This is a genomic window from uncultured Thioclava sp. (assembly GCF_913064665.1).
GTDB lineage: Bacteria > Pseudomonadota > Alphaproteobacteria > Rhodobacterales > Rhodobacteraceae > Thioclava > Thioclava arctica.
In genome coordinates, this window is record NZ_CAJYBT010000017.1 from 42744 (window position 1) to 65460 (window position 22717).

Genomic DNA, 22717 nt, shown 5'->3' on the forward strand with positions numbered 1-22717 from the left:
CTGCGGCTGGGCTGAAAGCCTTTGCTGTGAGGGGGCGCACAGAGGCGTGTTCATCGCGCTACTGTGTGCCCCCTTTCCATTTGCGCGCAATTGGGTCAGGTTCCGCGCCATGAACAAACTGCGCCCCGAATTCTGGACCAAACCGCTTAAATCGCTCAACCCCGCTGAGTGGGAAGCGTTGTGCGATGGCTGCGGCAAATGCTGCCTGAACAAGCTGGAATATGAGGACACGAACGAGCTGGTTTTCACCCGCGTCGCCTGTCGATTGCTGGATGGCGAAACTTGTCGTTGCACCCAATATGACATTCGCCACCAATTCGTGCCCGAATGCGTGACGCTGAAGCCCGCCAGCATCGCCGATATCGCTTATTGGATGCCCAAGACTTGCGCCTATCGGCTGCGATTTGAGGGCAAGCCATTGGAAAGCTGGCACTATCTTATCTCTGGCTCATATGAAACCGTGCATGAGGCGGGCCAGTCCGTGCGCGGCTGGACGGTGCCGGAGTTTGAGGTTCCCGAAGAAGATTGGGACGACTACACGATTGAGGATCTGTCATGAATTTTGCCTCCGACAACACCTCTGGCGCGCATCCTGATGTGATGGCGGCGCTGGGGGCGGCCAATACTGGCCACATGCCCTCTTATGGGGCCGATCTTCTGAGCGATGGCGTTCAGACCCGCATCCGCGAGATTTTCGAGGCCCCCGAGGCGCGCGTCTATCTTGTCGCGACCGGGACGGCGGCGAACGCGCTGTCCTGCGCGGTGCTGACCCAGCCCTGGGGCGCGATTTTCTGCCACCGCAACGCCCATATCGAAGAAGACGAATGCGGCGCGCCGGAATTTTACACCAATGGCTCCAAGCTGGTGCTGGTCGATGGGGCGGATGCCAAGATGGACCCGGTCGCGCTGGAACGCGCGATTGCCCATACCGGGCGGGGCGGCATTCACAACGTGCAGCGCGGGATGGTGTCGATCACCAACGCGACCGAGGCGGGCGCGGTTCATGCCCCCGCCGAGGTGGCCGCGCTCAGCGAAATCGCGCGCCGCTTTCATCTGCCCGTGCATATGGATGGCGCGCGCTTTTCCAATGCGCTGGTCGCAGCAGGCTGTTCGCCCGCCGAAATGACATGGAAGGCGGGCGTTGATGTGCTGTCCTTTGGGGGCACGAAAAACGGCTGCATGGGCGTTGAGGCGGTGGTGATTTTTGATCCTAAACGCGCCTGGGAGTTTGAGCTGCGCCGCAAACGTGGCGGGCATCTGTTCTCCAAGCACCGCTTTCTGGCAGCCCAAATGCAAGCCTATCTGACCGATGATTTGTGGTTGAAGCTTGCCACGCATGCTAATGAAATGGCTGCGAAACTTTCCTTTGGCATCCAAGCTATTCCCGGCGCGAAGCTGGTGCATCCCACGCAGGCCAATGCGGTCTTTGCCGCTTTTCCGCGCGGGGCGCATAAGCGCGCGCAGGGGGCGGGGGCGTATTATTATCTCTGGCCGTTTGATCAATCGCTGGAGGGCGATGAAAATGTGCAGCTCGCCGCGCGGCTGGTCTGTTCTTGGGCCACCACGCCCGAAGAAATCGACGCGTTTCTGTCCCATCTGCGCTGACGCGCCGCGCAGGTTGCCGCGCCACACATGAGCCATTAAAAACGCGCCGCAGAGGCTCTCTGCGGCGCGTTTCAGTGTGTCAGGGCAAGGCGCGATCAGCCTTTGATCAGCCCCATGCTTTCGAGCTTCAGGATCACCTGATGGGCGCAGTGATCGACATCCACATCCTTGGTGTCCACGACCAGCTCGGCATTGGTAGGGGCCTCGTAAGGGTCTGAAATTCCCGTGAATTCCTTGATCTTGCCCTCGCGTGCAAGCTTATACAGCCCCTTGCGGTCCCGCGATTCACATTCCTCCAGCGAGGTCGCGACATGGATTTCGACGAAGGCCCCGAACGCCTCGATCATTTCGCGCACGCTGCGCCGCGTCGCGGTATAGGGCGCGATGGGCGCACAGATCGCGATGCCGCCATTCTTGGTGATTTCGCTCGCGACATAGCCGATGCGTTCGATGTTGAGGTCGCGGTGCTCTTTGGAGAACCCCAGTTCGCTCGACAGGTGTTTGCGCACCACATCGCCATCCAGCAAGGTGACCGGACGCCCGCCCATCTCCATCAGCTTGACCATCAACGCATTGGCAATGGTGGATTTTCCTGACCCCGACAGGCCGGTGAAGAACACCGTAAAGCCCTGCTTGGCGCGCGGCGGCGAGGTGCGGCGCAACTCGGCCACCACTTCGGGGAAGGAGAACCACTCGGGGATTTCCAGACCTTCGCGCAGACGGCGGCGCAGCTCGGTGCCCGAGATGTTGAGGATGGTGACATTGTCACGATCCTCGATCTCGTCATTGGGCTCGTATTGGGCGCGTTCCTGCACATAGACCATGTGTTTGAAATCGACCATTTCGATGCCGATATCATCCTGATTGGCACGGAACAGATCTTGCGCGTCATAGGGGCCGTAGAAATCCTCGCCCGCCGAGTTCTTGCCCGGACCCGCATGATCGCGCCCGACGATGATATGGGTGCAGCCGTGGTTCTTGCGGATCAAGCCGTGCCAGACCGCCTCACGCGGGCCCGCCATGCGCATTGCAAGATTGAGCAGGCTCATCGTGGTGGTCGATTGCGGATATTTGTCCAGCACCGCCTCGTAGCAGCGCACGCGGGTGAAGTGATCGACATCGCCGGGCTTGGTCATGCCTACGACCGGGTGGATCAGCAGGTTGGCTTGGGCCTCTTTGGCGGCGCGGAAGGTCAGTTCCTGGTGCGCACGGTGCAGCGGGTTGCGGGTCTGGAAGGCGACAACCTTGCGCCAGCCCATCTTGCGGAAATAGGCGCGCAATTCGTTGGGCGTGTCGCGGCGACCTTTGAAATCGTAATGCACAGGGGGCTGGATGCCAGTGATCGGGCCACCCAGATAAACCGGGCCTGCGGTGTTGTGCAGATAGTTCACCGCCGGGTGGGCGAGATCATCGGCGCCAAAGACCTTTTCGGCCTCATGGGCTTTGTTGGGCACCCATTTATCGGTGATCGAGAGGATCGCAAGGATCACGCCCTCTTGGTCGCGCAGCGCAATATCCTGACCTTCTTCGATGCCCTCGGCAAATTTTTCCGACACATCAAGATTGATCGGCATCGGCCACAGCGCGCCATCGGCCAGACGCATATTGTCCACGACGCCGTTGTAATCTTCTTCGCTCATAAAGCCTTTGAGCGGATTGAACCCGCCATTCATCAGCAGTTCCAGATCGCAAATCTGACGCGCGGTCAGATCCCAGCTGGTCAGGTTACCGGCCTCAACCTTGAGCTTCTGCGCCGACTCATATGAGACAAAAAGTTCGGGGACCGGGGCGTGGATCGGGGGCTGGCTCATAATATGCACTGTCCTGCTGCTTGAGATATGGTCGGGATGAAACTCCGTGCCCGCGCGGCTTAGACCCGATGGGAGCGCCATTTCAAGCAAAACTGTGCCCATTCAGCAGAGTTTTCAGGCCAATTCACCCGTTTCGGTGCAACTTTGCCGATATGAGAGACTATCGCGGTGGCAAGTCGCGAAACGCCATTTTTTCCGGCGGGCCAGTCCATTCGGGGTGATCGGCCTGCGCGGTGCGCAGCGCGGCACGAAACCGCCGCAGCGCGCCCAGCCCCGGCAAGCGCGGAATATGGGCCAACTCCCAATGGATGCCGTTGATCGGATCGTCGAAAAATACCGCATAATAGCCCGGCGCATAAACCGGGTATTCCTGCGGCGTATCGGTCACGCTTAGCCCGCGCGGGATCAGGAAGTTGTGGTGAAACGCATCCACCTCGCGCCGGTTGCGCGCCCAAAGCGCGATGTGATGAATCCCCACCGCACGCGCCGCATGATCAAGCTTTTGCCCCGTCTGTGCGGGCTGAATGCCGATATAGGAATGGGGCATCGGAAAGCGCGCCATGTAATAGGTCGAGCGATAACCGATATCGAGCGTCCAGAAACTTTTATAACCCAGCCAGCCAAACATCGCGTCATAAAACGCGACCGAGTTTTCGTAATCGAGTACCGAAAATTCAACGTGATTGACCCCGCGCCAGCGCATCCGCAGCCCTCCTGTTGGCGCGCAGATTAGCCGATGTTCGTGTCAGGTCAATGATGGCTCAGGCGCAAACGGGGTAGGGCGGGTGCCACGGCAGGGCGGGGCCTGCGGCGCGCACGATGGAGGACGAGACCTCAAACAGCACCAGATGGCTGAGATCGGGGCGCGAGCGCGAGGCGTAGATCATCCCTTGCGCCCCTGTCGCGCGTGCGTGCTCGGAATAGACCCATGTCGGGGCCGGGGCACCGTTGGCGCGGATGTCTTGCCAGACGACCGAGGCCGCTTGCGCCTGAGGCGTTGTGCGAAGATCAAGGATGCGCGCGGCATCGACGGCCAGTTCCACGATCACGCGCGGCGCGTCATCGGCCCTGACATAGCGCCGGATCGCCACGCCCGCGCCCTCAGCCGAGAGCGAAGCATAAAGCGCGGCCTGCCCGGCGTGGTGCAACCGCCCCTCGGGCGCGCGCACCGAGGCGCAGGGCTTTGCGGCCCGATCGGCGAACAAAATCCGCCAGACCGGGCCGCAAAAAGAGATCACTCGGCCTCGCCCTGTTCGGCCAGCCATTTCTCGGCATCCAGCGCCGCCATGCAGCCCATCCCGGCACTCGTCACGGCTTGGCGATAAGTGTGATCGGTCAGATCGCCCGCGGCAAACACACCCTCGACAGAGGTGCGCGTCGAACCCGGATCGACCCAGACATAGCCGCCCGAATGCAGTTTCAACTGCTCGGTGACCAGTTCGGACGAGGGGGCATGGCCAATCGCCACGAAGAACCCGTCACATGGCACGACTTTTTCCGCCCCGTCCGTGGTGGATTTCACCCGCACACCGGTCACGCCCAGCGGGTTCTCATCGCCCAAGATTTCCTCGACCGTGTGATTCCACAGCAATTCGACCTTGGGGTTCTTGAAAAGCCGCTCTTGCAGGATCTTTTCCGAACGCAGCGTGTCGCGGCGATGGATCAGCGTCACTTTCGAGGCGAAATTGGTCAGGAATAGCGCCTCTTCCACGGCCGTATTGCCGCCACCGATCACGACAACCTCTTTGCCACGGTAAAAGAACCCGTCACAGGTCGCACAGGCCGACACGCCGAACCCCTTGAACTTCTCTTCCGAGGGCAAATCCAGCCATTTCGCCTGCGCGCCGGTGGCGAGGATCACGGCCGAGGCTTCATACACCGTGCCCGAATCGCTTTGGGCGATGAAGGGGCGCTTGGAGAGGTCGAGATCGGTGATCATATCGGTGATCACCTCAGCGCCCATCGCCTTGGCATGAGCCTCCATTTTGACCATCAGATCGGGGCCCTGAATTTCGGTCTCACCGGGCCAGTTTTCGACCTCAGTCGTAATCGTCAGCTGCCCGCCCGGCTGCATGCCCTGCACCAAGACCGGCTCGAGCATCGCGCGCGAGGCATAGACCGCGGCGGTGTAACCCGCAGGCCCCGAGCCGATGATCAGAACCTTCGTTTTCTTCGTCTCGCCCATCCCGGCCTCCGTAAAAATTCCTGATTGGATATAGTCGGCCCGGGGCGTGACGAAAAGCCCTTGTGATGCGCGACGAATTGCCCTTGCCCTCGGGCGCGCGAAATTTTATTGCGCATAGTCCGCCCCACGGGTAAGTTCCGCAGCAAGTCACGAAGGATTATTTCAACATGCCCACGACCCGGCTCGACGATATCGACCGCAAGATTCTGGCCGAGCTTCAGGGCGATGGTCGCATGACCAATGTCGAACTGGCCAAGCGAGTCGGTATTTCCGCGCCCCCCTGTCTGCGCCGCGTGCGCACATTGGAAGAGGCGGGCTATATTCAGGGCTACCACGCCGATGTGAACCCGCGCGAATTGGGCTTTGAGGTGCAGGTCTTTGCAATGGTGCGGCTGCAAAGTCAGGCCGAGGCTGATCTGTCCGCCTTTGAGGCGCGCTGCCGCGACTGGCCGCTTGTGCGCGAATGCCACATGTTGAACGGTGAGATCGACTTTGTGCTCAAATGTGTGGCCCCCGATCTGTCCAGTTTCCAAAGTTTCCTGACCGGGCAGCTGACGGCGGCCGATAACGTCGCCTCGGTCAAGACCAGCCTTGTGATCCGCTGCGCCAAGGATGATCCCGGCGTGCCCTTTGACGTGCTTGAGGCGCGGCTGGCAAAACGGGCCTGATCGCTAGGGACGGATCTTGCGCTGTGTCTTGAGAACGAGACGCGGATCTGCCAAGGCGCTGTAGCTTTAGCACCACATCACCGACGCGCCCCAAGGAATTATCGGGATAGCGCAGCAACCCAGTTCAAGGGCGCGCGCAAGCCAGCATCATGCGCGCCGCCTTCTGGGTTAACGCGGGGTTAGGCGCAGCCAGATCCCGTCTCGCCCGCGCACGGTCAGATGGGCCACCGGGACGGGTTCGCGCCCTGTCACGGGGTCAATGCGAAACGCCCGCACGATCATCGACAATAGCAGCGGTCCCTCGGCCATCGCGAAACCCGCGCCGGGGCAGGCACGCGCGCCGGTCGAGAACGGGATATAGGCGCGGCGCAAGCCGGTCTTGCCGTTGGGCGTGTCCCAGCGGGCGGGATCAAAGCCGTCGGGATTGTCCCAAATCCGCTCGTGGCGGTGCAGATGCCACGGGCTGATCACCACCTGCGAGCCTGCTTTGACACGGCGGTTGCGGAAGGTTTCCGGGCATTTCGCCTCGCGCACGAACATCGGCACGGGCGGGTAAAGTCGCATCGTCTCGCGAAACACGGCGCGGCTGAGCTTTAGCTTGTTGAGGATTGAAAAATAAGGGATTTCATCGGCTAAGACCGTTTCGGCCTCAGCCGCGATCCGATCTTGCCAATCGGGGTTCGTGGCCAGCAGATACAGTGACCATGCCAGCGCCGAAGCCGAGGTTTCATGCCCGGCGAGGAAAAAGATTGCGACCTGATCGACCATTTCAGCGGTGTCAAAGGTCTTGCCCGTTTCGGGGTCGGGCGTGGTCATGATCTTGGTCGCCAGATCGTTGGGCGCGGTGCCCTGTGCGATCTGCGCGGCGCGCTGCGTCGTCAAGCTTTCAATCAACGCGCGGATGCGGCGGGCGGTGCGTTTCGTCTGGCGCGAATGAAAGCGCGGAAACCAGCGCGGAAGCGGCAGCAGCGCGCCCAGATTGACCACGGGCGAGGCGCGTTGATGGGATTTGAACTCGGTAAACACGGCACCTGCGGTTTCATCCTCAATCGGGATCGAGAACAGCGTGCGAAAGATGATATCGGCGGCCGAGTGCGAGGTTTCTAACTCAATATCAATAGGTTGTGATCCGACCTTCATCTTGAGTCGATCCACGCAAGCCACCCCCGCATCCCACATCGCGGGGAAGGTTTCGCGCAGCTTGCCGCCCTCAAAAGCGGGGTCAATGATGCGGCGCTGCGCCAGCCATTGTTCGCCATTGGTGATGAACACGCTTTCACGCAACAGCGGCTTCAGCCCCTCGCGCACGCGGTCGGATTTCGGGAAATCCATCGGGCGCTCTTTGAGTACGAGATCGACCAGATCGGGATCATTGCACAGGTACGAGCGAAAAAACGGTGTGCGAAACTCGGCCATCCAAGCGCGATAGAGCCGCGCGGGCTGTGCCGAAAGGATGTCGGATTTGAACAGCCGAAAATAGCGCCAGAGCGAGACGCGATCGGGGCGCGGTATGGGTTTGGGCGGCTGGCTCATGCGGTGTTGGTAAAGCGGTTTGCGCGCGTTGTAATCACGCTTTTCGACGCAGCCCGGCCTTTGAACCGCACACCCAGCGTTTGCGGCCCGGCAGTGATGCGAAAGTAGTCGTAATCACCGGGACGATCAAAAGCGCAAAGGTATTGAAAATGCAGTCGAAAAAACCGCCAGCGCAGCTCGCGCCAGCGCTCGGGGGAAAGCGTCTGCGTGAATGCCGCCGAGATCACAAGCGGGTGGATTTGCCCCTCTGGCGCCACGCCCGACACCGCCACCGGGTCGCACAGCGCGAAAGCGCAGCCATCGCCCGGTGCGGTTACATCGAGCCAGAAAACCTCGGGGCGGGTGGCGAGATAGGCAAGATCGGCGCGCAAGCGCGTGGCGCGGGGCAGGTAGCTGACCATCGGCACGACCTGACCGAGCGAGAGGAAGGAAAGCGCGGGAGGCGCTGCCTGCGGAGCGTCGGGTCCCTCTTTCGAAAGCGACGGGGGCAGGCGGCTGTCGCGGATCAGATCGGCAAGGATCGAGACGGCAAGATGCGCGCCTGAGCTGTGTCCTACGACAAGGACTTCGTCCCAGTCCTCGGACATGGCCTGTTCGATGCGGCTGGCGAATTCTGCCATCCGGGTTTCGAGTTCGGGCGGATTTGCCCCGCCCCAGCGCGCGGTGAAGGCGTAGTCATGCATCAGGTAATAGGCGAAAAACGTACCGTCATGTTTGCGAAACCAGCGCAGGGTGAGCGCGAGGGTCGCGGCGGTGAGGGCGAGTCCGAGAAGCCAGTCGAATGAAAAATCTGGTATTATTGTCAGCAGGATAGAGGATAAAGCTAATCCAAATCCGAGGCCAAGCAGCGCCTGCACAATCAGCGCAAAAATCGGATAGAGCGCGGCGATCACCGGCCCCTTGCGCAGCCGCATCAGCCCAAACAGCGCGCCAGAAAAGATATAGGTGGCGGCGGTCTGGATCAGTTGGCCATAAGTCGCGGCAATGGATTTTCCCATGGAATCGCGCACGATATCGGACCAGACGAGCACCTCGATATCGGCCTCGACCGCTGCACCATCTTGGGTCGAATTCACATGCCAGCCATAGGGGCCGCCGGATGTCTTGGGAGACAGCGCGATCTCATAGCCCGAGATCGCAGCTTGGGCGGCACCTTCTTTGCGATAAAGTTCGCGGTAGCGGCGCGGGTGAATCGGGTCATAGCCGGGGATGTAAAACACCCGGCGTTTGCGCACCCGATCGGAGCCGTGATCTTGCATATCTGCTCTCATCTTGGCGCTAGATTAGCGGGCAAGCTGGGCGAAAGTAAGGAAATTCAGCGTTTTGCAGCCATCCAGCGCGCGGAATTGCTTTCAATCGCGGAGATGCGTTTATGGGTCTTGGGATGGGTCAGCAGCCAAGCGGGAATGCTCGCCCCTGCGCCTTGCGTCAGCGCGTCGAGTTTGTGAAACAGCGAAATCTGGGGCTGCGTTCCGATGCCCGCCTTGATCAACAGGGCGGAGGCGAATTCGTCAGCCTCGAATTCGTCTCGCTGGCTCAGGCGCGCGGCCAAAGCCGTGGTGATCAGGTTCGCGATCCAGATCCCCAGAAACGGCACCATTCGTCCCAGCACCGTCATCAACACCGCGCGCAGCGCATTTTGGCCTGAAAAATCGATCATCCGACGGCGCGAATGGCCCAAGGCAACATGGCCCAACTCATGCGCGACGACTGAGAGTATCTCTTCGGGCGTGACCTCACCAGCGCGGTATTTCGCCATGAATCCTTCGGTGATGAACACCCGCCCATCGGGCGCGGCCAGCCCGTTGACGGGCGCGACCTGATAGACATGCACAGGCACTTCCGCGACTTCCAGCGCGGCGGCGAGCCGATCGAGCAGCGGCGCAAGGCGCGTGTCGCGCAACCGGCGGGAATTGGCATCAAGCTGGCGTTTGAGCTGCCAGCTAGAGAAATGCCACATCGCAAAGCCGTAAAGCGCAAGCAGCAAGAGGGGGAGAAAGCGGATCATGGGGTAGATATGGCGACTCGCGAGGGTGTGATCAAGCTTTGGGCGCGGCGCGCGCGGCATTCCACAGCCACCAGCCAAACCCCAGCGCCGCAGCGCCCGCCGCCATCAGACCCACAGCATTGCCTGCAAGCTCGGCTGCGGCGTCCAGATTTGCGCCAAAGGTGATGCCCAGCCCGACATAAAGCGTGACCCAAACCGCTTCGCCTGCCAGATCGGCCAGCGTAAAGCGCCGCCGTCTGAACCCCGACGCCCCGGCGGCCAAATTCACCCAAGGCCCGAGTGCCGAGAACAGCCAGCGCGAGAAAAACACCGTCACCAAGCCGCGTTTGCGCAGGCCCGCCATCGCCTTGGCCACCAGCGCGCCGCGTTTGCTTTTGGGGTGGGGCAAAAAACGTTCAGCACGCTGGCCCAGCGTGAACCCGACCTGATCGCCCAGCACCGCGCCACCATAGGCCGCGCTGATGACGGTGAGCAGTGACAGATCCCCCGAGGCCACGAACGCCCCGCTTGCAATCATCATCAGCGACGAGGGCACAGGGATCGCGAGGCAGGACAGAAAGGTGGTCACCCCTAGCAGCCATGGCCCATAAATCGGAACAAGCGAGAGCAACCAGTCGCTTAGCTCGCTCAGCGTCATTTTGGCGGGTCCGCTTGGTGTTGCGCCAAGGCTGCGGGCAGTCCGGTGGCGAGGCGGTCCAGAAGCGCCTCGACAGGTTGGTTGGTGGCTTTGGCGATGCGATCGAGGGTCGGGCGCCCAGGGCCAACCAGCGCGCGGCCGTTTTCAATGCGCAGAATCGCTTCCACCTCGGGGATCGGCAGGTGCCAGCTGCGCGCGATATAGCCCGGCGTCATCCAGGGTTCGGGGATTTGGCGGTGATGGGCAGGATTGGACCAATAGATCGCGCGGCGCACAAAGCTGACGGAAAAGAACAGCGCCGCCAGCAGCGCCACCGTGAAACCGATCGAAGCGACGCGGTGATGGGCCCAAAGATAGCGCAGCTTGCTCATCCCAGCTCCTTCATCGCGGCCGTGATCCCTTCAAGCGTGAGCGGGTGCATCCGGTTGTCGAAAATCTCGCGAACAAGCGCAATGGATTGCGTGTAATCCCATTGCTGTTCGGGCAGCGGGTTGAGCCATGTGTGATCGGGCCATTGCTCGCGCGCGCGGGTAAGCCAGACATGGCCAGCCTCGTCATTCCAATGTTCATTCGCGCCGCCGCGATGGGTGATTTCATAGGGCGACATTGATGCATCACCCACGAAAATACATTTATAATCAGGCCCGTAGCGATGCAACACGTCCCATGTGGGGGTCACCTCACCCCAGCGTCGCGCATTGGATTTCCACACGCCCTCGTAAAGGCAATTGTGGAAATACCAGTGCTCGAGATGCTTGAACTCGGCGCGCGCGGCAGAGAACAATTCCTCCACCAGCTTCACATGCGCATCCATCGAGCCCCCGACATCGAGAAACAGCACGACTTTCACAGCATTGCGCCGCTCGGGGCGGGTCTTGACGTCGATATATCCGGCCTCGGCGCTGGCGCGGATCGTGCCGGGCAAGTCCAACTCGTCCTCGGCTCCGTGGCGCGCCCATTGCCGCAACCGTTTCAGTGCCAACTTGATGTTGCGCGTGCCCAGCTCGACGCTTTCGTCAAAATCGCGAAACTCACGCTTGTCCCAGACTTTCACGGCGCGCTGATGGCGGCTTTCACTCTGCCCGATGCGCACGCCCTCGGGGTTGTAGCCGTAGGCGCCAAAGGGCGAGGTGCCCCCGGTGCCAACCCATTTGCTGCCCCCCTGATGGCGCCCCTTTTGTTCCTCAAGGCGCTTTTTGAGCGTCTCCATCAGCGCCTCAAATCCACCCAAGGCCTCGATCTGGGCTTTTTCCTCGGGGCTGAGATGTTTTTCCAACTCGCGGCGCAACCAGTCTTCGGGCAGATCGACGGCGTTGAGCACATCGTCGGGCGTGATCGCCTCTAGCCCCTTGAAGGCAGTAGAAAAGGCGCGGTCAAACCGGTCGAGAAAGCGCTCGTCCTTGACCATCGTGCAGCGCGCGAAATAGTAGAATTCCTCGATGTCATAGGTGCACAGACCCGCCGATAACCCCTCGAGAAAGCTGAGATATTCGCGCAAAGAGACGGGAACACCGCCGCTGCGCAGGGCCTGAAAGAAGGGCAGGAACATCGCCTGCGCCCTCAGGCCCAGATACGGTTGATGACGATCGTGATAAAGATCCCGACCAGCGCCAGCGCGATCGCATGCACGGCAGCATATTGCGCCCGGTCCAGCCCGTTGCCACCGCGCTTGCGTGCGCGCCAATCGCCCAAGATCGCGCCAATCACGATCCCTGCAAGAACATACATCCGCGCCCCTCCCGGCATTGGCCGGGCGATCGCCCGGTCAGTTCAGCCGCGCGCCTGCATCGGCCAGCGCCGCCACTTCGCCCGCGCGACGTTGGACCGCCGCGTCAGAGCCAAATCCATAGCGTGCCCATTGCGCCATGTCGAGACGGGCTTGGTAAGACTGGGCCGCGTTGCCCAACTGTGCATAGCCCTCGGCGCGGATCATATAAAGCGTCGCCATCAGCGCCGGGGTTTCCCCCGGTGTCGCGGGCACGGGCCAGCGGTTCCCCCAGTGGGTTGCCTCCTGCGCGCGCCCCGAGGCCAGCGCGAAAGCGGCCAGTTGCATATCGACATGGGCGGCTTGAATGCCCGCGCCGGGGGTGCGGCGATAAATAGCGCCAGCGTTCAAAAAAGCGCGGATCGCGGCTTGCGGATCTTTCTTCAGGCTGAGCCGGCCGAGTGCAAACCAAGCAAACGCGGCGCGGCTGTCGTTCCAGCCCCGAGCAGCGGCGATCCGGGTGGCTTGGGCAGCGGCATTGCGCCGTCCCGCATCGCCCGAGGACGCCCCAAGTGCGCGCGTGATTGCTTGCACATAGCTGCGCGGGGTCGGGTCTTCGCGTAACGCGCGCATCTGGCCGCCGCGGGGATTGGTGCGTGCCAGCACGCCGGGCAGGGCCGAAAATACCTCGGGGCGGCTCATGCCCGAATGCAGTGCCGGATCGTAGGTCGCGCGCAGAACTGCCATGTCAAAGCGCGTCAGAACGGTGTGGAAATTGTCGTCATTCCAGACCGTATCGGGCAGGCGATAGAGGTCATTGACTGGCCCCAAGCCTTGGCTGATTTCCTCATGCAGGCAATCGCGGATCTCTTGCGGGGTCGCGGGGTCGGGGATGAAGACGGTCGCATGTTGGCGCACGCTCAGCTGTGCCCAATCGGTGCGCGCCGTGCCGCGCGCAGAGCGGTAATCGGTCCAGTCGATGACATTGGGCACCACGAAACAAGCAACATTGGGCACCGCGCGGCGCATTGTGGCCTTGGGCACGAATTGCACATTGATCGTGTTGATATGACCCGGCTTCGTCGTCACATTCAGCCCGGCTTCCCGCTGCAAGCGGCTGACCAGACGGCCCAATTCGGTTGCGGCCACGGGCGGGGCATTGCCCGACAGCGTGATCGAAACGGGCCCTTCAAAGCGGGTGAAACGCGACAAGGCACGCCCGGATTCCAGATAGAAGCTGAGTTCCATGAAATCACGGCCGAGATGGGAGTTGTCGGGAAGGGCAGCGCGCGGGACCGGATCGGACAGGCCGGGCACACGATCAGCCTGCGGCAGCTCGATCGTTGCTGTCGAGGCGCGTGCGGCTGTCACTTCGGGTTCGCTCTGCACACAAGCAGAGAGCGCGTTCGCGATCACGAAACCGCTTAGCAAAGACAGAATTTTCCCCGACCTATTGGCAGTATGGCGGGGCCGGGCGGGCTTTGCGGTGGCAGCTGCAAAGCCCGCCACGGACGGCAGACAAGTATCGCGCATGGCAGTGCGCCTTCCCAGGTTTTGAGTGTCCAGACTAGGCAGATTACATTAAGTTCTCCTAGTAAATATTTGTCCTACAAACAGAAAATTTTGCGGCGATCCCAGATATGGTGCCCAGACCGGGCCGCGCACACGCCTTGTTGTTGCTATATTTGGAGCAGGCGCACGCGGTTGACCTGAGTTTGGAAACGCAACGGTCACGAAAACGCGAATCGCCGTGATCTGGCGACATTGCCGGGCGCTTATCCCAGGATGTCGCGCGCGATCTGCGCAAATATCTTTGGACCGATCGCGATCAGATCATCGGGGAAATCGTAATCGGGATTGTGCAGCGCGGGGTGGGTCTGTCCCGCGCCCAGACACAGCATGGCCGATTTTGCGCCATGGCCAAACAGCCCGAAATCCTCGGACGCGTGCATCGGCACGCCGTCTTCGGAATGGGGAACCTGAAGCTGATCAAGTGCCGAGCGCGCCAGCATTACCGCCTGCGCGTCGTTGATCGTGGCGGCGAACGGCTCGCACGTCTCAATGCGCAGCATGAGCCCGCCGTGCGCCGCCTCCTGTGCAGCCATCGCACGGGTCTGCGCCTCCAGATCGGCCAGCGTGGCGTCTTGGGCGCTGCGTAGGGTGACATGCAACATGGCTGCGCCGGGGGCCACGCCAAACGTCGCCTCGCCCAATTGCGCATGGGTCACGGTGAGCAGGCGGAAGGTATCATCCAGCGCGCCACCTGGCCCCAGATCGGGCAGGGCCGCGATCAGCCGGGCCAGCGCGGGGCCGGGTGAAATGCCGGTTTCGGGCGTCGCCGCATGGGCGGTTTTGCCCGTCAGATGGATCGCTAGCCCCACCGAGGCGCAATTCATCAACCCCGCGCGCAGCCCGACATGGCTCAGCGGTAGACCGGGCAAGTTATGGATCGCAAAGGCATAATCGGGGGCGATCGCGGTAAAGGCTGGGTCGTTGATCACCGCACGCGCCCCCGAGCCGATTTCTTCGGCGGGTTGAAACAGCAACACGATACGGCCCGTTTTGGGCGGGCGGCGCGAGATCAGCCGCCCCAGACCCAGCAGCATCGCCATATGCCCGTCATGGCCGCACAGATGTCCGTTGCCGGGGATCGCAGATGCCCAAGCCGCGCCCGAGGTCTCGGCAATCGGCAGCGCGTCCAGCTCGGCGCGAAACAGCACCGTGGGGCCGGGGGCGCCACTGTCGAAAACAGCCGCCACGCCGTGTCCGCCGATCCCGGTAAGCACGCGGGTTGCGGACAGGGCGCGCAGCGCTGCTGCGATGGTGCGCGCAGTCTCACCCTCGGCCCCTGACAGTTCAGGGCGGCGGTGCAGGGCGCGCCGGAATTCGGTCAGCTCAATCAGGTCGGAATTGCTCAGCATAGCGGGAAGCGGCACGCCGGTTGCCCGGCGCAGCCCTTGTTCAGACGCGTGCGCGACGACGGCCCGAGCGCCCGCCACGCGTGCTGGCCCCCGCCGCGGCCGAGGCCTCGGCCAGGGTCGCGCCCTCTTTCATCGCCTCAAGAATGCGCGCAAAGCGGATCCAGTCCGCGCCGTTATCATCGTGGTTCATCAGCAGGTTGGCGGCGCGCACGGCCTCCATTTCCGCGGGACGCACCGGGTTCATGATCGCGCTGGTCATCCCGGCACCAATCGCCATCGGCAGGAAGGCGGCGTTGATGCCATGACGCCCGGGCAAACCAAAGGAAATGTTGGACGCGCCGCAGGTCGTGTTTACGCCCAGCTCATCGCGCAGCTTGGCGACCAGTTCAAACACCTGACGTCCCGCAGTGGCCTTGGCGCCAATCGGCATGACCAGCGGGTCGACCACGATATCGCAAGGCTTGATGCCAAAATCAGCCGCGCGCTGGACGATCTTTTTGGCGACAGCAAAGCGCACTTCGGGATCGTCGGAAATGCCGGTGTCGTCGTTGGAAATCGCCACCACTGGCACGTTGTATTTCGCAATCAACGGCAGCACGGTTTCAAGGCGTTCTTCCTCGCCGGTCACGGAATTGACCAGCGGGCGGCCCTCGCAGGCCTCAAGCCCGGCCTTGAGTGCGGCAGGAACCGAGCTGTCGATGCACAGCGGCACATCGACCAGCGCCTGCACGCGTGCACACAGCTCACGCATCAGGGGCGGCTCGACAAAGTTATTGTCGGCATAGCGCGGATCAGAGGCCATGCGGTTGGTGAACACCGCGCCTGAGTTGATATCGAGCACCGAGGCCCCGCAGGCCACCTGTTCAATCGCGTCGCGCTCGACGGTCGAGAAATCATCCAGCTCCAGTTCGGCGGCCAGTTTCTTGCGCCCGGTGGGGTTGATCCGCTCGCCGATCACGCAGAAGGGCTCGTCAAAGCCGATGGTGACGGTCTTGGATTTCGATTCAAGGACGGTGCGGGTCATTCATGGCCTCTTTGTTGGGCAATCCAGTTGGCTGAGGCGGTGATACCGCCCAGCGGGAAGAAATGCACGGATTCGATATTGTCGGGGCGGTTGGCGGCCAGATCGGCCAGCAATTCGGTGGGTTCAAAGGGCAGCAGCAGCTTGGTCACGTCGCGGGCACGCTTTTGCAACACCTTAAGCGACGGGCCCACACCGCAGGCAATGGCGAATTTCACCAGCGTTTGCAGCTTGGCGGGGCCTGCTACCCCGAGATGGATCGGCAGGGTGATCCCGTTCGCTGATAGCCGCGCGGCCCAGTCGCGGATCGGGCCAGCCTCGAAGGCGAATTGCGTTGCAATCGCCATATCGGCATCAGAGCGATTGGCGAAATCCTGTTTGAGGCGCAGCGCGGCCATCACTTCGGCCTCGCCACCTGCGGGGTCGATATCGCGGTTGCCCTCTGGGTGGCCTGCAACGTGCAGACGGGCAAAGCCGTCAAACGCGCCGGTTTCGATCAGCTGCATCGCGCAGTGGAAATCGCCCACAGGTTGCTTCACACCGCCGCCCAAAATCAGTGCCTGATTAACGCCAGCCTCACCGGTGTAGCGCGCGACCCAATCACGAAGTTGCGCGGCATCGCGAATGATCCGGGCGGGGAAATGGGGCATCGGCACAAAGCCCTCATCGCGCAGGCGGCGCGCGGTGGTGAGCATCTCATCAAACGGTGTGCCCTCGATATGGGCGATATAGACACGGGTGCCTTGGGGCAGCAGATCGCCGAAGCTCTCGACCTTGGCGGCCGTGCGCGGCATCAGTTCGATCGAGGCACCCTCCAGCAATGCCGCCATCTGGGCGTTCACCGGCTGGCGCGGCGCCTCACGGCGGAAATTTACCAAGGCCATTCGCATCTCTCCCTCAGGGCGCGGGTGGAGTGTTCCACCCGTCATTGGCAATCAGCGTGCGCAACCGCGCGTCGTCATAATCCGAGAGAATACGCGCCAGCACTGCCTCGGCCGCATCCGCATCATCGCCCGGCTCTTCGCCCGCAGCCACTTTGCGCCACTCGGCCAGATAGCTGTCACTATCGCGCGCCCCGATCTTCATAGCGGCGCGGTCAATCGCCTGTTCAAAGCGCTCGGGCAGGGGCTTTTTGACCCCGCGCCGTCCCTTGCCCGCAATGATTTGGGCCGGGATGTCGCGCCAATAAACAAGGGTGATCTGTGCCATATCGACTCTCTCCTATGCCCAAGTGTGCGCATGTTTTGCGCCCGCGCGCGGTGCGATTTCGACATTCCGTCGCAAAGGACCGACGCGCAGGGCATGTCTAGCAGCTTGCGTGGCACCGGGGCCACCGTCCGGGATCGGAAAAATCCGGGGGAAGAAGATGAGCGGCGCTCAACTGACGCGCGGGGGCATTCCTATGGGCACAGGCGAGACCAGATCGTCACGCGCGGACGGACGGCGACTCTCATGTTGACCGTTTTGGGGGCGTGCGCTGCTCGCCAACGTTGGACCACCGGAAGCTGGACTTTTTCGGCTGTTTCACGAGGATGGGCTGGTAGCGTCGTCGCGCTATGGGGGGCGATCTTCGTCGAGGTTCTACTGTTGCCCGGCAGGCGAATGCATGCATTCGCTGAGAGGGGCCAGTCCTCCAGCTTTTCGAGGGCATCTGCAAGGCTCATGAAACAGTGGTGAGACATGCGCAAAAGCTGGTGACGCCTGATCAGGCGGCGGCTTCAAGTTGGAGGAGCCCGTCGCGGAACTCCCCCCTGGATGATCTCGGGCAGGCGGTTCTGGCCCTCGAGTTTGCGCCATTTCTTCTGCGCCGACATCAATAGCTCGAACACCATGGCCAAGCCGGTCTTGCAGCTTAGGCCCCCTTGGTGCGTTTCGTGCGCTGCCGGACCGTTGCGAAGGTGCTTTCGATCGGGTTCGACGTCCGGATGTGGTTCCAGTGTTCCGCCGGATAATCCTAGAAGGTCAGCAGCGCGTCGCGGTCCTTGATCAGCTTGGCGACCGCCTTCTCCCCTTTAACGCCGTAAGTATCGACGAAGAAATCGAAGGCGGCGTTGGCTTTCGTCTCGGCCTGCCAAATGGCGTGCAGGTGTGCCTTTGCCTTGGCCTGCATGGATTTCGCATCGCGTTCAGCCCGTTTATCGTCTTGTGGACCCAGCACCGTTTTTTCTGCGTCGTGGTGAACACCTCGCGCAGCGCCGTCCAAAAACCAAGTGCGCCGTCGCGAATGGCCAGTTTGGGGGCTTGCTTCAGGCTGCGGCGCTTCAGATCGAGCAGCACCTCCAGCGCCTCGGTAAAATCGCCTGTAGACACGCCCTTGAGCGAGAGCCACGGCAGCAGTTCCTGGACCGATTCCGCCTTGCGCAGATGCCGCGGCAGGATGCTGGGCGTGAACGTGTTCTTGTCATCGCCGAAGCCGCGATTGCGCACGCGCGGCACCTTCACGGGCACCGGAGCAATACCGGTCATGACCTCGCGTTCCGGCAGGAGATCGTGCCGCACCAGGCCTGCCCGCCCATCTTCGAGCCTTTCCCCGGAAAAGGCGTTCATGAGCAAAGCCAGTTCCGCCTAGATCGGCTGTTCGATCAGCTTGCGCGCTCCATCGCGGAGCACGTCCGTGAATGGGTCGGAGCGAACTCCCGATGGATCGGGCACCTGGGTGATCGTCGTCTCTGACATGTGGCATATCCTTTTCTCAGCAGAGAATTGACGGCGACCCGACACCGCCTTGATATGCCGCCCCTCAGGGCATCACCAACTTTCGCGCGTTTCTTCTTTGGGTTCCAGACGAGCTCAAACCTGATGATTTCCGGCACTAACCGATGCTTTCTGAGCTATTGATCCGCGTTTGGGTGGTTTTAGTCGTGCTGTCGATCGGCTCGACGCAGCTAGCGGTCGCTTATGGGGTGCGAAGCGGGATCGGCATCACGCTGGGTGGCCGCCCGGCTTTCCACCTCATCGGATCTGATACTGTAACCGTCCTCCGTTCCAGATCGTCACGCAGGGGAGGGCGGTCACATCATGAACAAAGCCCAGAACACTGACTGACGTTACTGCGAATCACGGGGAGACTTAGGAATAACCGGCATGAACTGGCCCGCGCCGTTGGGAGAGTTTCAAGCACAATTGGTTCGAAAAACGAGTGTTTAAGCGCATAATTAATAACAAATCCGGCGCCGGGCGAAAAGAATACAAGCCCATAGATCGCGTGAAATATGCACTTGTGTTCCAGCCCTATCCTCAAACTCAGAACGATAGACCGAACTGGTCAATCGAGGTGAATATTTTCCGCGATGATGGAGGGTGTGGGCGCGAATCGTTCCTTGAAATGCCATGAATTATGATTGATTTGGAATAAACTCCACGCACCCCAAAGGATGTTAACATGAGACGCTTTGCATTTTCGATTGGGGCAAGCTTTGCCGCATACGCCGCTTGCGCAACCCTCGCGATGGCTTCAAGCTTTGGCCCGCTTGTGACGCCGTCCCAACTGAAAGCGGGGCTTGCAAGCACGGCCCCCATCATCTTGGATATTCGCGCCAAAGGGTATGATGCGGGCCATATTGAAGGGGCGATTTCTGCCCCTTACGGGCTGTTTCGCGGCCCTAGCAATGATCCGGGTCAGGTTCCCGCACTCGACAAGTTGGAGGCATCTTATGAGCGCTTGGGGCTGACGCTTGATCGCCCGGTCGTGGTGGTGTCCCAAGGCGATACCGACAGCGATTTCGGCGCGGCTGCGCGGGTCTATTGGACGCTGAAAAGTTCCGGCTTCAAGGATCTTTCGATCCTGAATGGCGGAGCGAGCAACTGGGCGAATGCGGGGTTCGCGTTTTCCACCACCCCCGTCACGCCCGCCCCCACGCAGCTGTCGATCCAATGGAATAACGCCTGGACCGCGAATACTCCAGCGGTGAACCAGATTGTCGAAGGGCAAGCCAAAGCGATTCTGGTCGATGCGCGCCCCACGCCCTTCTTCGAGGGTAAGAAAATGCACGATGCAGCCGCGCGGCCTGGAACCTTGCCCGGCGCACAAAACCTGCCCTATTCCCAATTCTTCAGCCCCGGTGCCACCGCAATCGCGCCCAAACCCGATGTCACCGCCCTCAAGGCGAAACTTGGCATTCAGGATGGCGATGAGGTCGTGTCGTTTTGCAATACCGGGCATTGGGCGGCGACCGATTGGTTTGCGCTCTCCGAGTTGGCGGGTATCGACAACGTCAAACTCTATCCCGGCTCGATGGTTGAATATTCCGCCACTGACGGCGAAATGGCCAACACGCCCGGCCTGATTGCCAACTTCCTCAATCAACTGCGGGGCGGCAACTGATGACGACCGCTGCTATCACACAAACCGGGACAGCGCGCGCGATCCCCGGCCGCAGCGCGCTGATCCTTGCGGCGCTGATCGCGATCGCGACATTGGCGCTGTTTGGTGGCGCACGCTATGCGCTACTGCTGGCGATTGGGCTGGGCTTTGGGATCACGCTGGAGGGGCTAAGGTTCGGCTTTGCCGGTCCGTGGCGCGCGATGATCTTGCGGCGCGAACCGGCGGGCATTCTAGCCTAGCTTTTGGCGATTGCGCTGGTGTCCATCGTCGCAATCCCTTTGCTTGCCGCGCATCCCGGTGAGTTGACCGGCGCACAAGCCCCGATTGGCTTTGCGATGGTCGGGGGCGCCTTTGTCTTTGGTGCGGCGATGCAGGTGGTGTTGGGATGCGGATCGGGCACGCTGGTCAATGCGGGCTCGGGCAATCCAATCGGGCTGCTGGCGCTGCCATTCTTTGCGATTGGCAGCTTTGCCGGAGCCTACGGGCTGATCTGGTGGACCAACTTGGGCGCGCTGCCGATCTTGACGCTGACGGGCACTACGGGGCTGACGATCACGCTGATCGCTTTGGCAATGACGGCAGCGCTGTTCTTTATGCTGGGCAAACCCGGCAGCCGCCGCCTCCCTGCGCGCTATGTGATTGCGGCACTGATTTTGGCGGGGCTTTCGATTGCGAACCTTGTCGTCGCGGGCCAACCGTGGGGAGTGGTCTACGGTCTTGGCCTGTGGGTTGCCAAAGGGGCAACGGCGATGGGCGCTGATCTGTCGGGCTCTGCGTTTTGGGCAGCACCCGGCTCGGTGACGCGCGTTCAGCAAAGCCTGCTGACCGATTACACCTCGCTTACCAATATTGGGCTGATTGCAGGCGCTTTTGGCGTGGCAAGCTGGCGTCAAGGCGGTCTGTCACAATCCTTGCCGCGCTATCCAGCGCGCGCATGGATCGCAACGATCATCGCGGGGTTGTTGCTGGGCTATTCTTCACGCTTGGCCTTTGGTTGCAATGTCGGCGCGTTCTTTTCCGGGATCTCGACGGGCAGTTTGCATGGCTGGGTCTGGTTTATCGCAGCCTTCGCGGGTGCGTTTGTTGGCATTCGACTGCGTCCGATCTTGGGGTTGGAGGCGCGCACATGACACGTCGTTTCACCGCCGCTCTCGCCGTCGCAGGGCTGGTATTGCTGGTTGCGTTTGATCAGTTTTTCACACCCTTGAACCCCTATCAAGCGCCAGCGCTTTTTGCATTGGGGTCGGGGCAAGTCGCAGCGGGCGGGTTTTGTGGCGCGCTGCCAAAGTAGGTCACGTTGATGTGGTGCCGGGCAATGGTGATTAGTGATTGGTGATCGGCGTTGTTGCGTTATTCCGGTAGAGGATGGAATTTCCCCTCGGCCTTCCGACTTCAGGCAACGGCCTTGATCTCGGCGGTGCCGAGCGCGTTGAAGCGGTTCATGAGGGCGATGCGGATCTGGATTTCGGCGATCTGACAATCCGGATCTCGTGGCATGATCCTCTCGCCAAAGCTCTTCAGGCAGTTCATCTACTGCCCGGCAGTGGTTTGCTTGCAAACCATGAGAGGGTTCGCCTCGACCCGACTTCGGACATGGTCGCCGGCCCACTTCTTCCAGAGTGCTCTTCCGAGGTGTCGCGTCGCGCGCAGAACCTCGTTTCGCGCCAATGCTGCGGGGCAGTCTTCTTACCAGGCGCGGCCGTTGCGACGGATTTCGCGAATGTCCGTGATGCCGCTCAGAAGGGTTAAGAGGTCTCCGAAGCTGCGATACTGGCGCAGGGTCTTCTCCTCGATGCCTTCCTCGCGTTTCATCGCGACTAAGCGCTCGATAACAGCGGGAATGGAAGGGTCGAGGTGCGGGGGAGCGGAGAGAACGTGCGGTGCCTCGCAAGCTGCACTTTGCGTCGGCGTACAGGGCATGTGCCCGAGAAGCACGGATGAAGTCTGCGAGGAAAGAGCATCCGCGAGCGTTTCAATCGGCTCCAACGCAGCCTCGTGGCCCGCCCAAGCCGCACGCTTGCCCGAGATCAGCAGGTTCATCAGTGTTTCGAGATCGAAAGCAGAGACGGTCTCCCGACCGGTAAGGTCCTTAAACTCGCGTGCGACGATGCGGCGTCGGCTTTCGCTCGTCAGGTCGCGGCGAAACAAATCGATGGTCGAGAACGCCAGATCTGGCGTTCCTTCGAGCGTGATCCTCCCCCACTGAATTGGTCCGCCGCTATAGTTAGGAAGCGGAGGATCACCGGAAAAATCTAGTTTCCGGCGGCCCAAGCTTGGGGAGCAGAGCAGTGGGGATCAA

The 22717-nt window shown here is 61.4% G+C and carries 22 protein-coding genes and 3 pseudogenes; 6 read left to right on the forward strand and 19 right to left on the reverse strand.

Annotated features, from left to right (window positions below; translation table 11 throughout):
* Nucleotides 1-109 precede the first annotated feature (109 nt).
* The gene (locus tag QZ571_RS09240) at nucleotides 110-559 is read left to right on the forward strand and encodes a YcgN family cysteine cluster protein (RefSeq protein ID WP_295533733.1); all 450 of its coding nucleotides are present in this window, start codon (nucleotides 110-112) and stop codon (nucleotides 557-559) included.
* Nucleotides 556-1605 carry a low specificity L-threonine aldolase gene (locus tag QZ571_RS09245; RefSeq protein WP_295533735.1) on the forward strand — a complete coding sequence of 350 codons (1050 nt, stop codon included), beginning with the start codon at nucleotides 556-558 and terminating at the stop codon, nucleotides 1603-1605. Before QZ571_RS09240 ends, QZ571_RS09245 begins: the two co-directional genes overlap by 4 nt.
* A 95-nt stretch (nucleotides 1606-1700) precedes the next feature.
* Here QZ571_RS09245 and QZ571_RS09250 read toward each other — a convergent pair whose 3' ends face one another.
* From QZ571_RS09250 to trxB, 4 genes are all read right to left on the reverse strand, one after another.
* Nucleotides 1701-3416 carry a bifunctional sulfate adenylyltransferase/adenylylsulfate kinase gene (locus QZ571_RS09250; RefSeq protein WP_295533737.1) on the reverse strand — a complete coding sequence of 572 codons (1716 nt, stop codon included), beginning with the start codon at nucleotides 3414-3416 and terminating at the stop codon, nucleotides 1701-1703.
* Between the two features lie 160 nt (nucleotides 3417-3576).
* Nucleotides 3577-4119, reverse strand: coding sequence for a VOC family protein (locus QZ571_RS09255; RefSeq protein ID WP_295533740.1), 543 nt, complete (start codon nucleotides 4117-4119; stop codon nucleotides 3577-3579).
* Nucleotides 4120-4177: 58 nt separating this feature from the next.
* A complete protein-coding gene (locus QZ571_RS09260; protein WP_295533742.1) occupies nucleotides 4178-4654 on the reverse strand; it encodes an RES family NAD+ phosphorylase in 477 nt (158 codons plus the stop codon).
* Nucleotides 4651-5601 carry a thioredoxin-disulfide reductase gene (gene trxB, locus QZ571_RS09265; protein ID WP_295533743.1) on the reverse strand — a complete coding sequence of 317 codons (951 nt, stop codon included), beginning with the start codon at nucleotides 5599-5601 and terminating at the stop codon, nucleotides 4651-4653. Before trxB ends, QZ571_RS09260 begins: the two co-directional genes overlap by 4 nt.
* Before the next feature lie 167 nt (nucleotides 5602-5768).
* Between trxB and QZ571_RS09270 the strand changes: the two genes are divergently transcribed.
* Complete coding sequence (locus QZ571_RS09270) at nucleotides 5769-6269, forward strand: Lrp/AsnC family transcriptional regulator (RefSeq protein WP_295533745.1); 501 nt, start codon at nucleotides 5769-5771, stop codon at nucleotides 6267-6269.
* A 168-nt stretch (nucleotides 6270-6437) separates the two neighbouring features.
* Here the strand turns inward: QZ571_RS09270 and QZ571_RS09275 are convergent, their stop codons facing one another.
* From QZ571_RS09275 to QZ571_RS09335, 13 genes and pseudogenes are all read right to left on the reverse strand, one after another.
* The gene (locus tag QZ571_RS09275; protein ID WP_295533747.1) at nucleotides 6438-7802 is read right to left on the reverse strand and encodes a cytochrome P450; all 1365 of its coding nucleotides are present in this window, start codon (nucleotides 7800-7802) and stop codon (nucleotides 6438-6440) included.
* Nucleotides 7799-9061 carry a hypothetical protein gene (locus QZ571_RS09280; RefSeq protein ID WP_295533749.1) on the reverse strand — a complete coding sequence of 421 codons (1263 nt, stop codon included), beginning with the start codon at nucleotides 9059-9061 and terminating at the stop codon, nucleotides 7799-7801. Before QZ571_RS09280 ends, QZ571_RS09275 begins: the two co-directional genes overlap by 4 nt.
* 56 nt (nucleotides 9062-9117) lie before the next feature.
* Nucleotides 9118-9810: a M48 family metallopeptidase gene (locus QZ571_RS09285; RefSeq protein WP_295533751.1), complete on the reverse strand. Its 693-nt coding sequence runs from the start codon at nucleotides 9808-9810 to the stop codon at nucleotides 9118-9120.
* 31 nt (nucleotides 9811-9841) lie between these two features.
* Entirely contained in the window at nucleotides 9842-10447 is a 606-nt protein-coding gene (locus QZ571_RS09290; protein ID WP_295533753.1) for a VTT domain-containing protein, read from the reverse strand.
* Nucleotides 10444-10818, reverse strand: a complete 375-nt coding sequence (locus tag QZ571_RS09295; protein WP_295533755.1) for a hypothetical protein — start codon at nucleotides 10816-10818, stop codon at nucleotides 10444-10446. Before QZ571_RS09295 ends, QZ571_RS09290 begins: the two co-directional genes overlap by 4 nt.
* Entirely contained in the window at nucleotides 10815-11996 is a 1182-nt protein-coding gene (locus QZ571_RS09300) for a VWA domain-containing protein (RefSeq protein ID WP_295533757.1), read from the reverse strand. Before QZ571_RS09300 ends, QZ571_RS09295 begins: the two co-directional genes overlap by 4 nt.
* Nucleotides 11997-12007: 11 nt before the next feature.
* Entirely contained in the window at nucleotides 12008-12175 is a 168-nt protein-coding gene (locus QZ571_RS09305) for a hypothetical protein (RefSeq protein WP_295533758.1), read from the reverse strand.
* A 37-nt stretch (nucleotides 12176-12212) separates the two neighbouring features.
* Nucleotides 12213-13685: a DUF2927 domain-containing protein gene (locus QZ571_RS09310; protein WP_295533760.1), complete on the reverse strand. Its 1473-nt coding sequence runs from the start codon at nucleotides 13683-13685 to the stop codon at nucleotides 12213-12215.
* A gap of 242 nt (nucleotides 13686-13927) precedes the next feature.
* Nucleotides 13928-15073, reverse strand: coding sequence for an amidohydrolase (locus QZ571_RS09315; RefSeq protein ID WP_295533783.1), 1146 nt, complete (start codon nucleotides 15071-15073; stop codon nucleotides 13928-13930).
* A gap of 40 nt (nucleotides 15074-15113) precedes the next feature.
* Nucleotides 15114-16097: a methyltetrahydrofolate cobalamin methyltransferase gene (locus QZ571_RS09320; protein WP_295533762.1), complete on the reverse strand. Its 984-nt coding sequence runs from the start codon at nucleotides 16095-16097 to the stop codon at nucleotides 15114-15116.
* Nucleotides 16094-16978: a methylenetetrahydrofolate reductase gene (locus QZ571_RS09325; RefSeq protein ID WP_295533764.1), complete on the reverse strand. Its 885-nt coding sequence runs from the start codon at nucleotides 16976-16978 to the stop codon at nucleotides 16094-16096. Before QZ571_RS09325 ends, QZ571_RS09320 begins: the two co-directional genes overlap by 4 nt.
* 13 nt (nucleotides 16979-16991) lie before the next feature.
* Nucleotides 16992-17303: a virulence factor gene (locus QZ571_RS09330; RefSeq protein WP_295533766.1), complete on the reverse strand. Its 312-nt coding sequence runs from the start codon at nucleotides 17301-17303 to the stop codon at nucleotides 16992-16994.
* Between the two features lie 496 nt (nucleotides 17304-17799).
* Nucleotides 17800-18770 (reverse strand): annotated as a pseudogene (locus QZ571_RS09335) (transposase).
* Nucleotides 18771-19476: 706 nt separating this feature from the next.
* Here QZ571_RS09335 and QZ571_RS09340 point away from each other — a divergent pair.
* The 3 genes and pseudogenes from QZ571_RS09340 to QZ571_RS09350 all read left to right on the forward strand — a co-directional run bounded on the left by QZ571_RS09340 (nucleotide 19477) and on the right by QZ571_RS09350 (nucleotide 21709).
* Entirely contained in the window at nucleotides 19477-20418 is a 942-nt protein-coding gene (locus QZ571_RS09340; RefSeq protein WP_295533768.1) for a sulfurtransferase, read from the forward strand.
* Nucleotides 20418-21548, forward strand: a pseudogene (locus tag QZ571_RS09345) (YeeE/YedE thiosulfate transporter family protein). Before QZ571_RS09340 ends, QZ571_RS09345 begins: the two are co-directional and overlap by 1 nt.
* Nucleotides 21545-21709, forward strand: a complete 165-nt coding sequence (locus QZ571_RS09350; protein ID WP_295533770.1) for a hypothetical protein — start codon at nucleotides 21545-21547, stop codon at nucleotides 21707-21709. Before QZ571_RS09345 ends, QZ571_RS09350 begins: the two are co-directional and overlap by 4 nt.
* A 101-nt stretch (nucleotides 21710-21810) precedes the next feature.
* Here the strand turns inward: QZ571_RS09350 and QZ571_RS09355 are convergent.
* Both QZ571_RS09355 and QZ571_RS09360 read right to left on the reverse strand, forming a co-directional pair.
* A pseudogene (locus QZ571_RS09355) lies at nucleotides 21811-22131 on the reverse strand (hypothetical protein); the annotation flags it as partial.
* Nucleotides 22105-22689 carry a hypothetical protein gene (locus QZ571_RS09360; protein ID WP_295533787.1) on the reverse strand — a complete coding sequence of 195 codons (585 nt, stop codon included), beginning with the start codon at nucleotides 22687-22689 and terminating at the stop codon, nucleotides 22105-22107. The gene QZ571_RS09360 and the pseudogene QZ571_RS09355, both read right to left, overlap by 27 nt.
* Between the last annotated feature and the right edge of the window lie 28 nt (nucleotides 22690-22717).

Excerpts from the sequence above, each read along its gene's own strand:
- QZ571_RS09240 (WP_295533733.1), top strand. The coding sequence starts at position 110 with ATGAACAAACTGCGCCCCGAATTCTGGACCAAACCGCTTAAATCGCTC.
- QZ571_RS09245 (WP_295533735.1), top strand. The coding sequence starts at position 556 with ATGAATTTTGCCTCCGACAACACCTCTGGCGCGCATCCTGATGTGATG.
- QZ571_RS09250 (WP_295533737.1), bottom strand. The coding sequence starts at position 3,416 with ATGAGCCAGCCCCCGATCCACGCCCCGGTCCCCGAACTTTTTGTCTCA.
- QZ571_RS09255 (WP_295533740.1), bottom strand. The coding sequence starts at position 4,119 with ATGCGCTGGCGCGGGGTCAATCACGTTGAATTTTCGGTACTCGATTAC.
- trxB (WP_295533743.1), bottom strand. The coding sequence starts at position 5,601 with ATGGGCGAGACGAAGAAAACGAAGGTTCTGATCATCGGCTCGGGGCCT.
- QZ571_RS09270 (WP_295533745.1), top strand. The coding sequence starts at position 5,769 with ATGCCCACGACCCGGCTCGACGATATCGACCGCAAGATTCTGGCCGAG.
- QZ571_RS09275 (WP_295533747.1), bottom strand. The coding sequence starts at position 7,802 with ATGAGCCAGCCGCCCAAACCCATACCGCGCCCCGATCGCGTCTCGCTC.
- QZ571_RS09280 (WP_295533749.1), bottom strand. The coding sequence starts at position 9,061 with ATGCAAGATCACGGCTCCGATCGGGTGCGCAAACGCCGGGTGTTTTAC.
- QZ571_RS09285 (WP_295533751.1), bottom strand. The coding sequence starts at position 9,810 with ATGATCCGCTTTCTCCCCCTCTTGCTGCTTGCGCTTTACGGCTTTGCG.
- QZ571_RS09290 (WP_295533753.1), bottom strand. The coding sequence starts at position 10,447 with ATGACGCTGAGCGAGCTAAGCGACTGGTTGCTCTCGCTTGTTCCGATT.
- QZ571_RS09295 (WP_295533755.1), bottom strand. The coding sequence starts at position 10,818 with ATGAGCAAGCTGCGCTATCTTTGGGCCCATCACCGCGTCGCTTCGATC.
- QZ571_RS09300 (WP_295533757.1), bottom strand. The coding sequence starts at position 11,996 with ATGTTCCTGCCCTTCTTTCAGGCCCTGCGCAGCGGCGGTGTTCCCGTC.
- QZ571_RS09305 (WP_295533758.1), bottom strand. The coding sequence starts at position 12,175 with ATGTATGTTCTTGCAGGGATCGTGATTGGCGCGATCTTGGGCGATTGG.
- QZ571_RS09310 (WP_295533760.1), bottom strand. The coding sequence starts at position 13,685 with ATGCGCGATACTTGTCTGCCGTCCGTGGCGGGCTTTGCAGCTGCCACC.
- QZ571_RS09315 (WP_295533783.1), bottom strand. The coding sequence starts at position 15,073 with ATGCTGAGCAATTCCGACCTGATTGAGCTGACCGAATTCCGGCGCGCC.
- QZ571_RS09320 (WP_295533762.1), bottom strand. The coding sequence starts at position 16,097 with ATGACCCGCACCGTCCTTGAATCGAAATCCAAGACCGTCACCATCGGC.
- QZ571_RS09325 (WP_295533764.1), bottom strand. The coding sequence starts at position 16,978 with ATGGCCTTGGTAAATTTCCGCCGTGAGGCGCCGCGCCAGCCGGTGAAC.
- QZ571_RS09330 (WP_295533766.1), bottom strand. The coding sequence starts at position 17,303 with ATGGCACAGATCACCCTTGTTTATTGGCGCGACATCCCGGCCCAAATC.
- QZ571_RS09340 (WP_295533768.1), top strand. The coding sequence starts at position 19,477 with ATGAGACGCTTTGCATTTTCGATTGGGGCAAGCTTTGCCGCATACGCC.
- QZ571_RS09350 (WP_295533770.1), top strand. The coding sequence starts at position 21,545 with ATGACACGTCGTTTCACCGCCGCTCTCGCCGTCGCAGGGCTGGTATTG.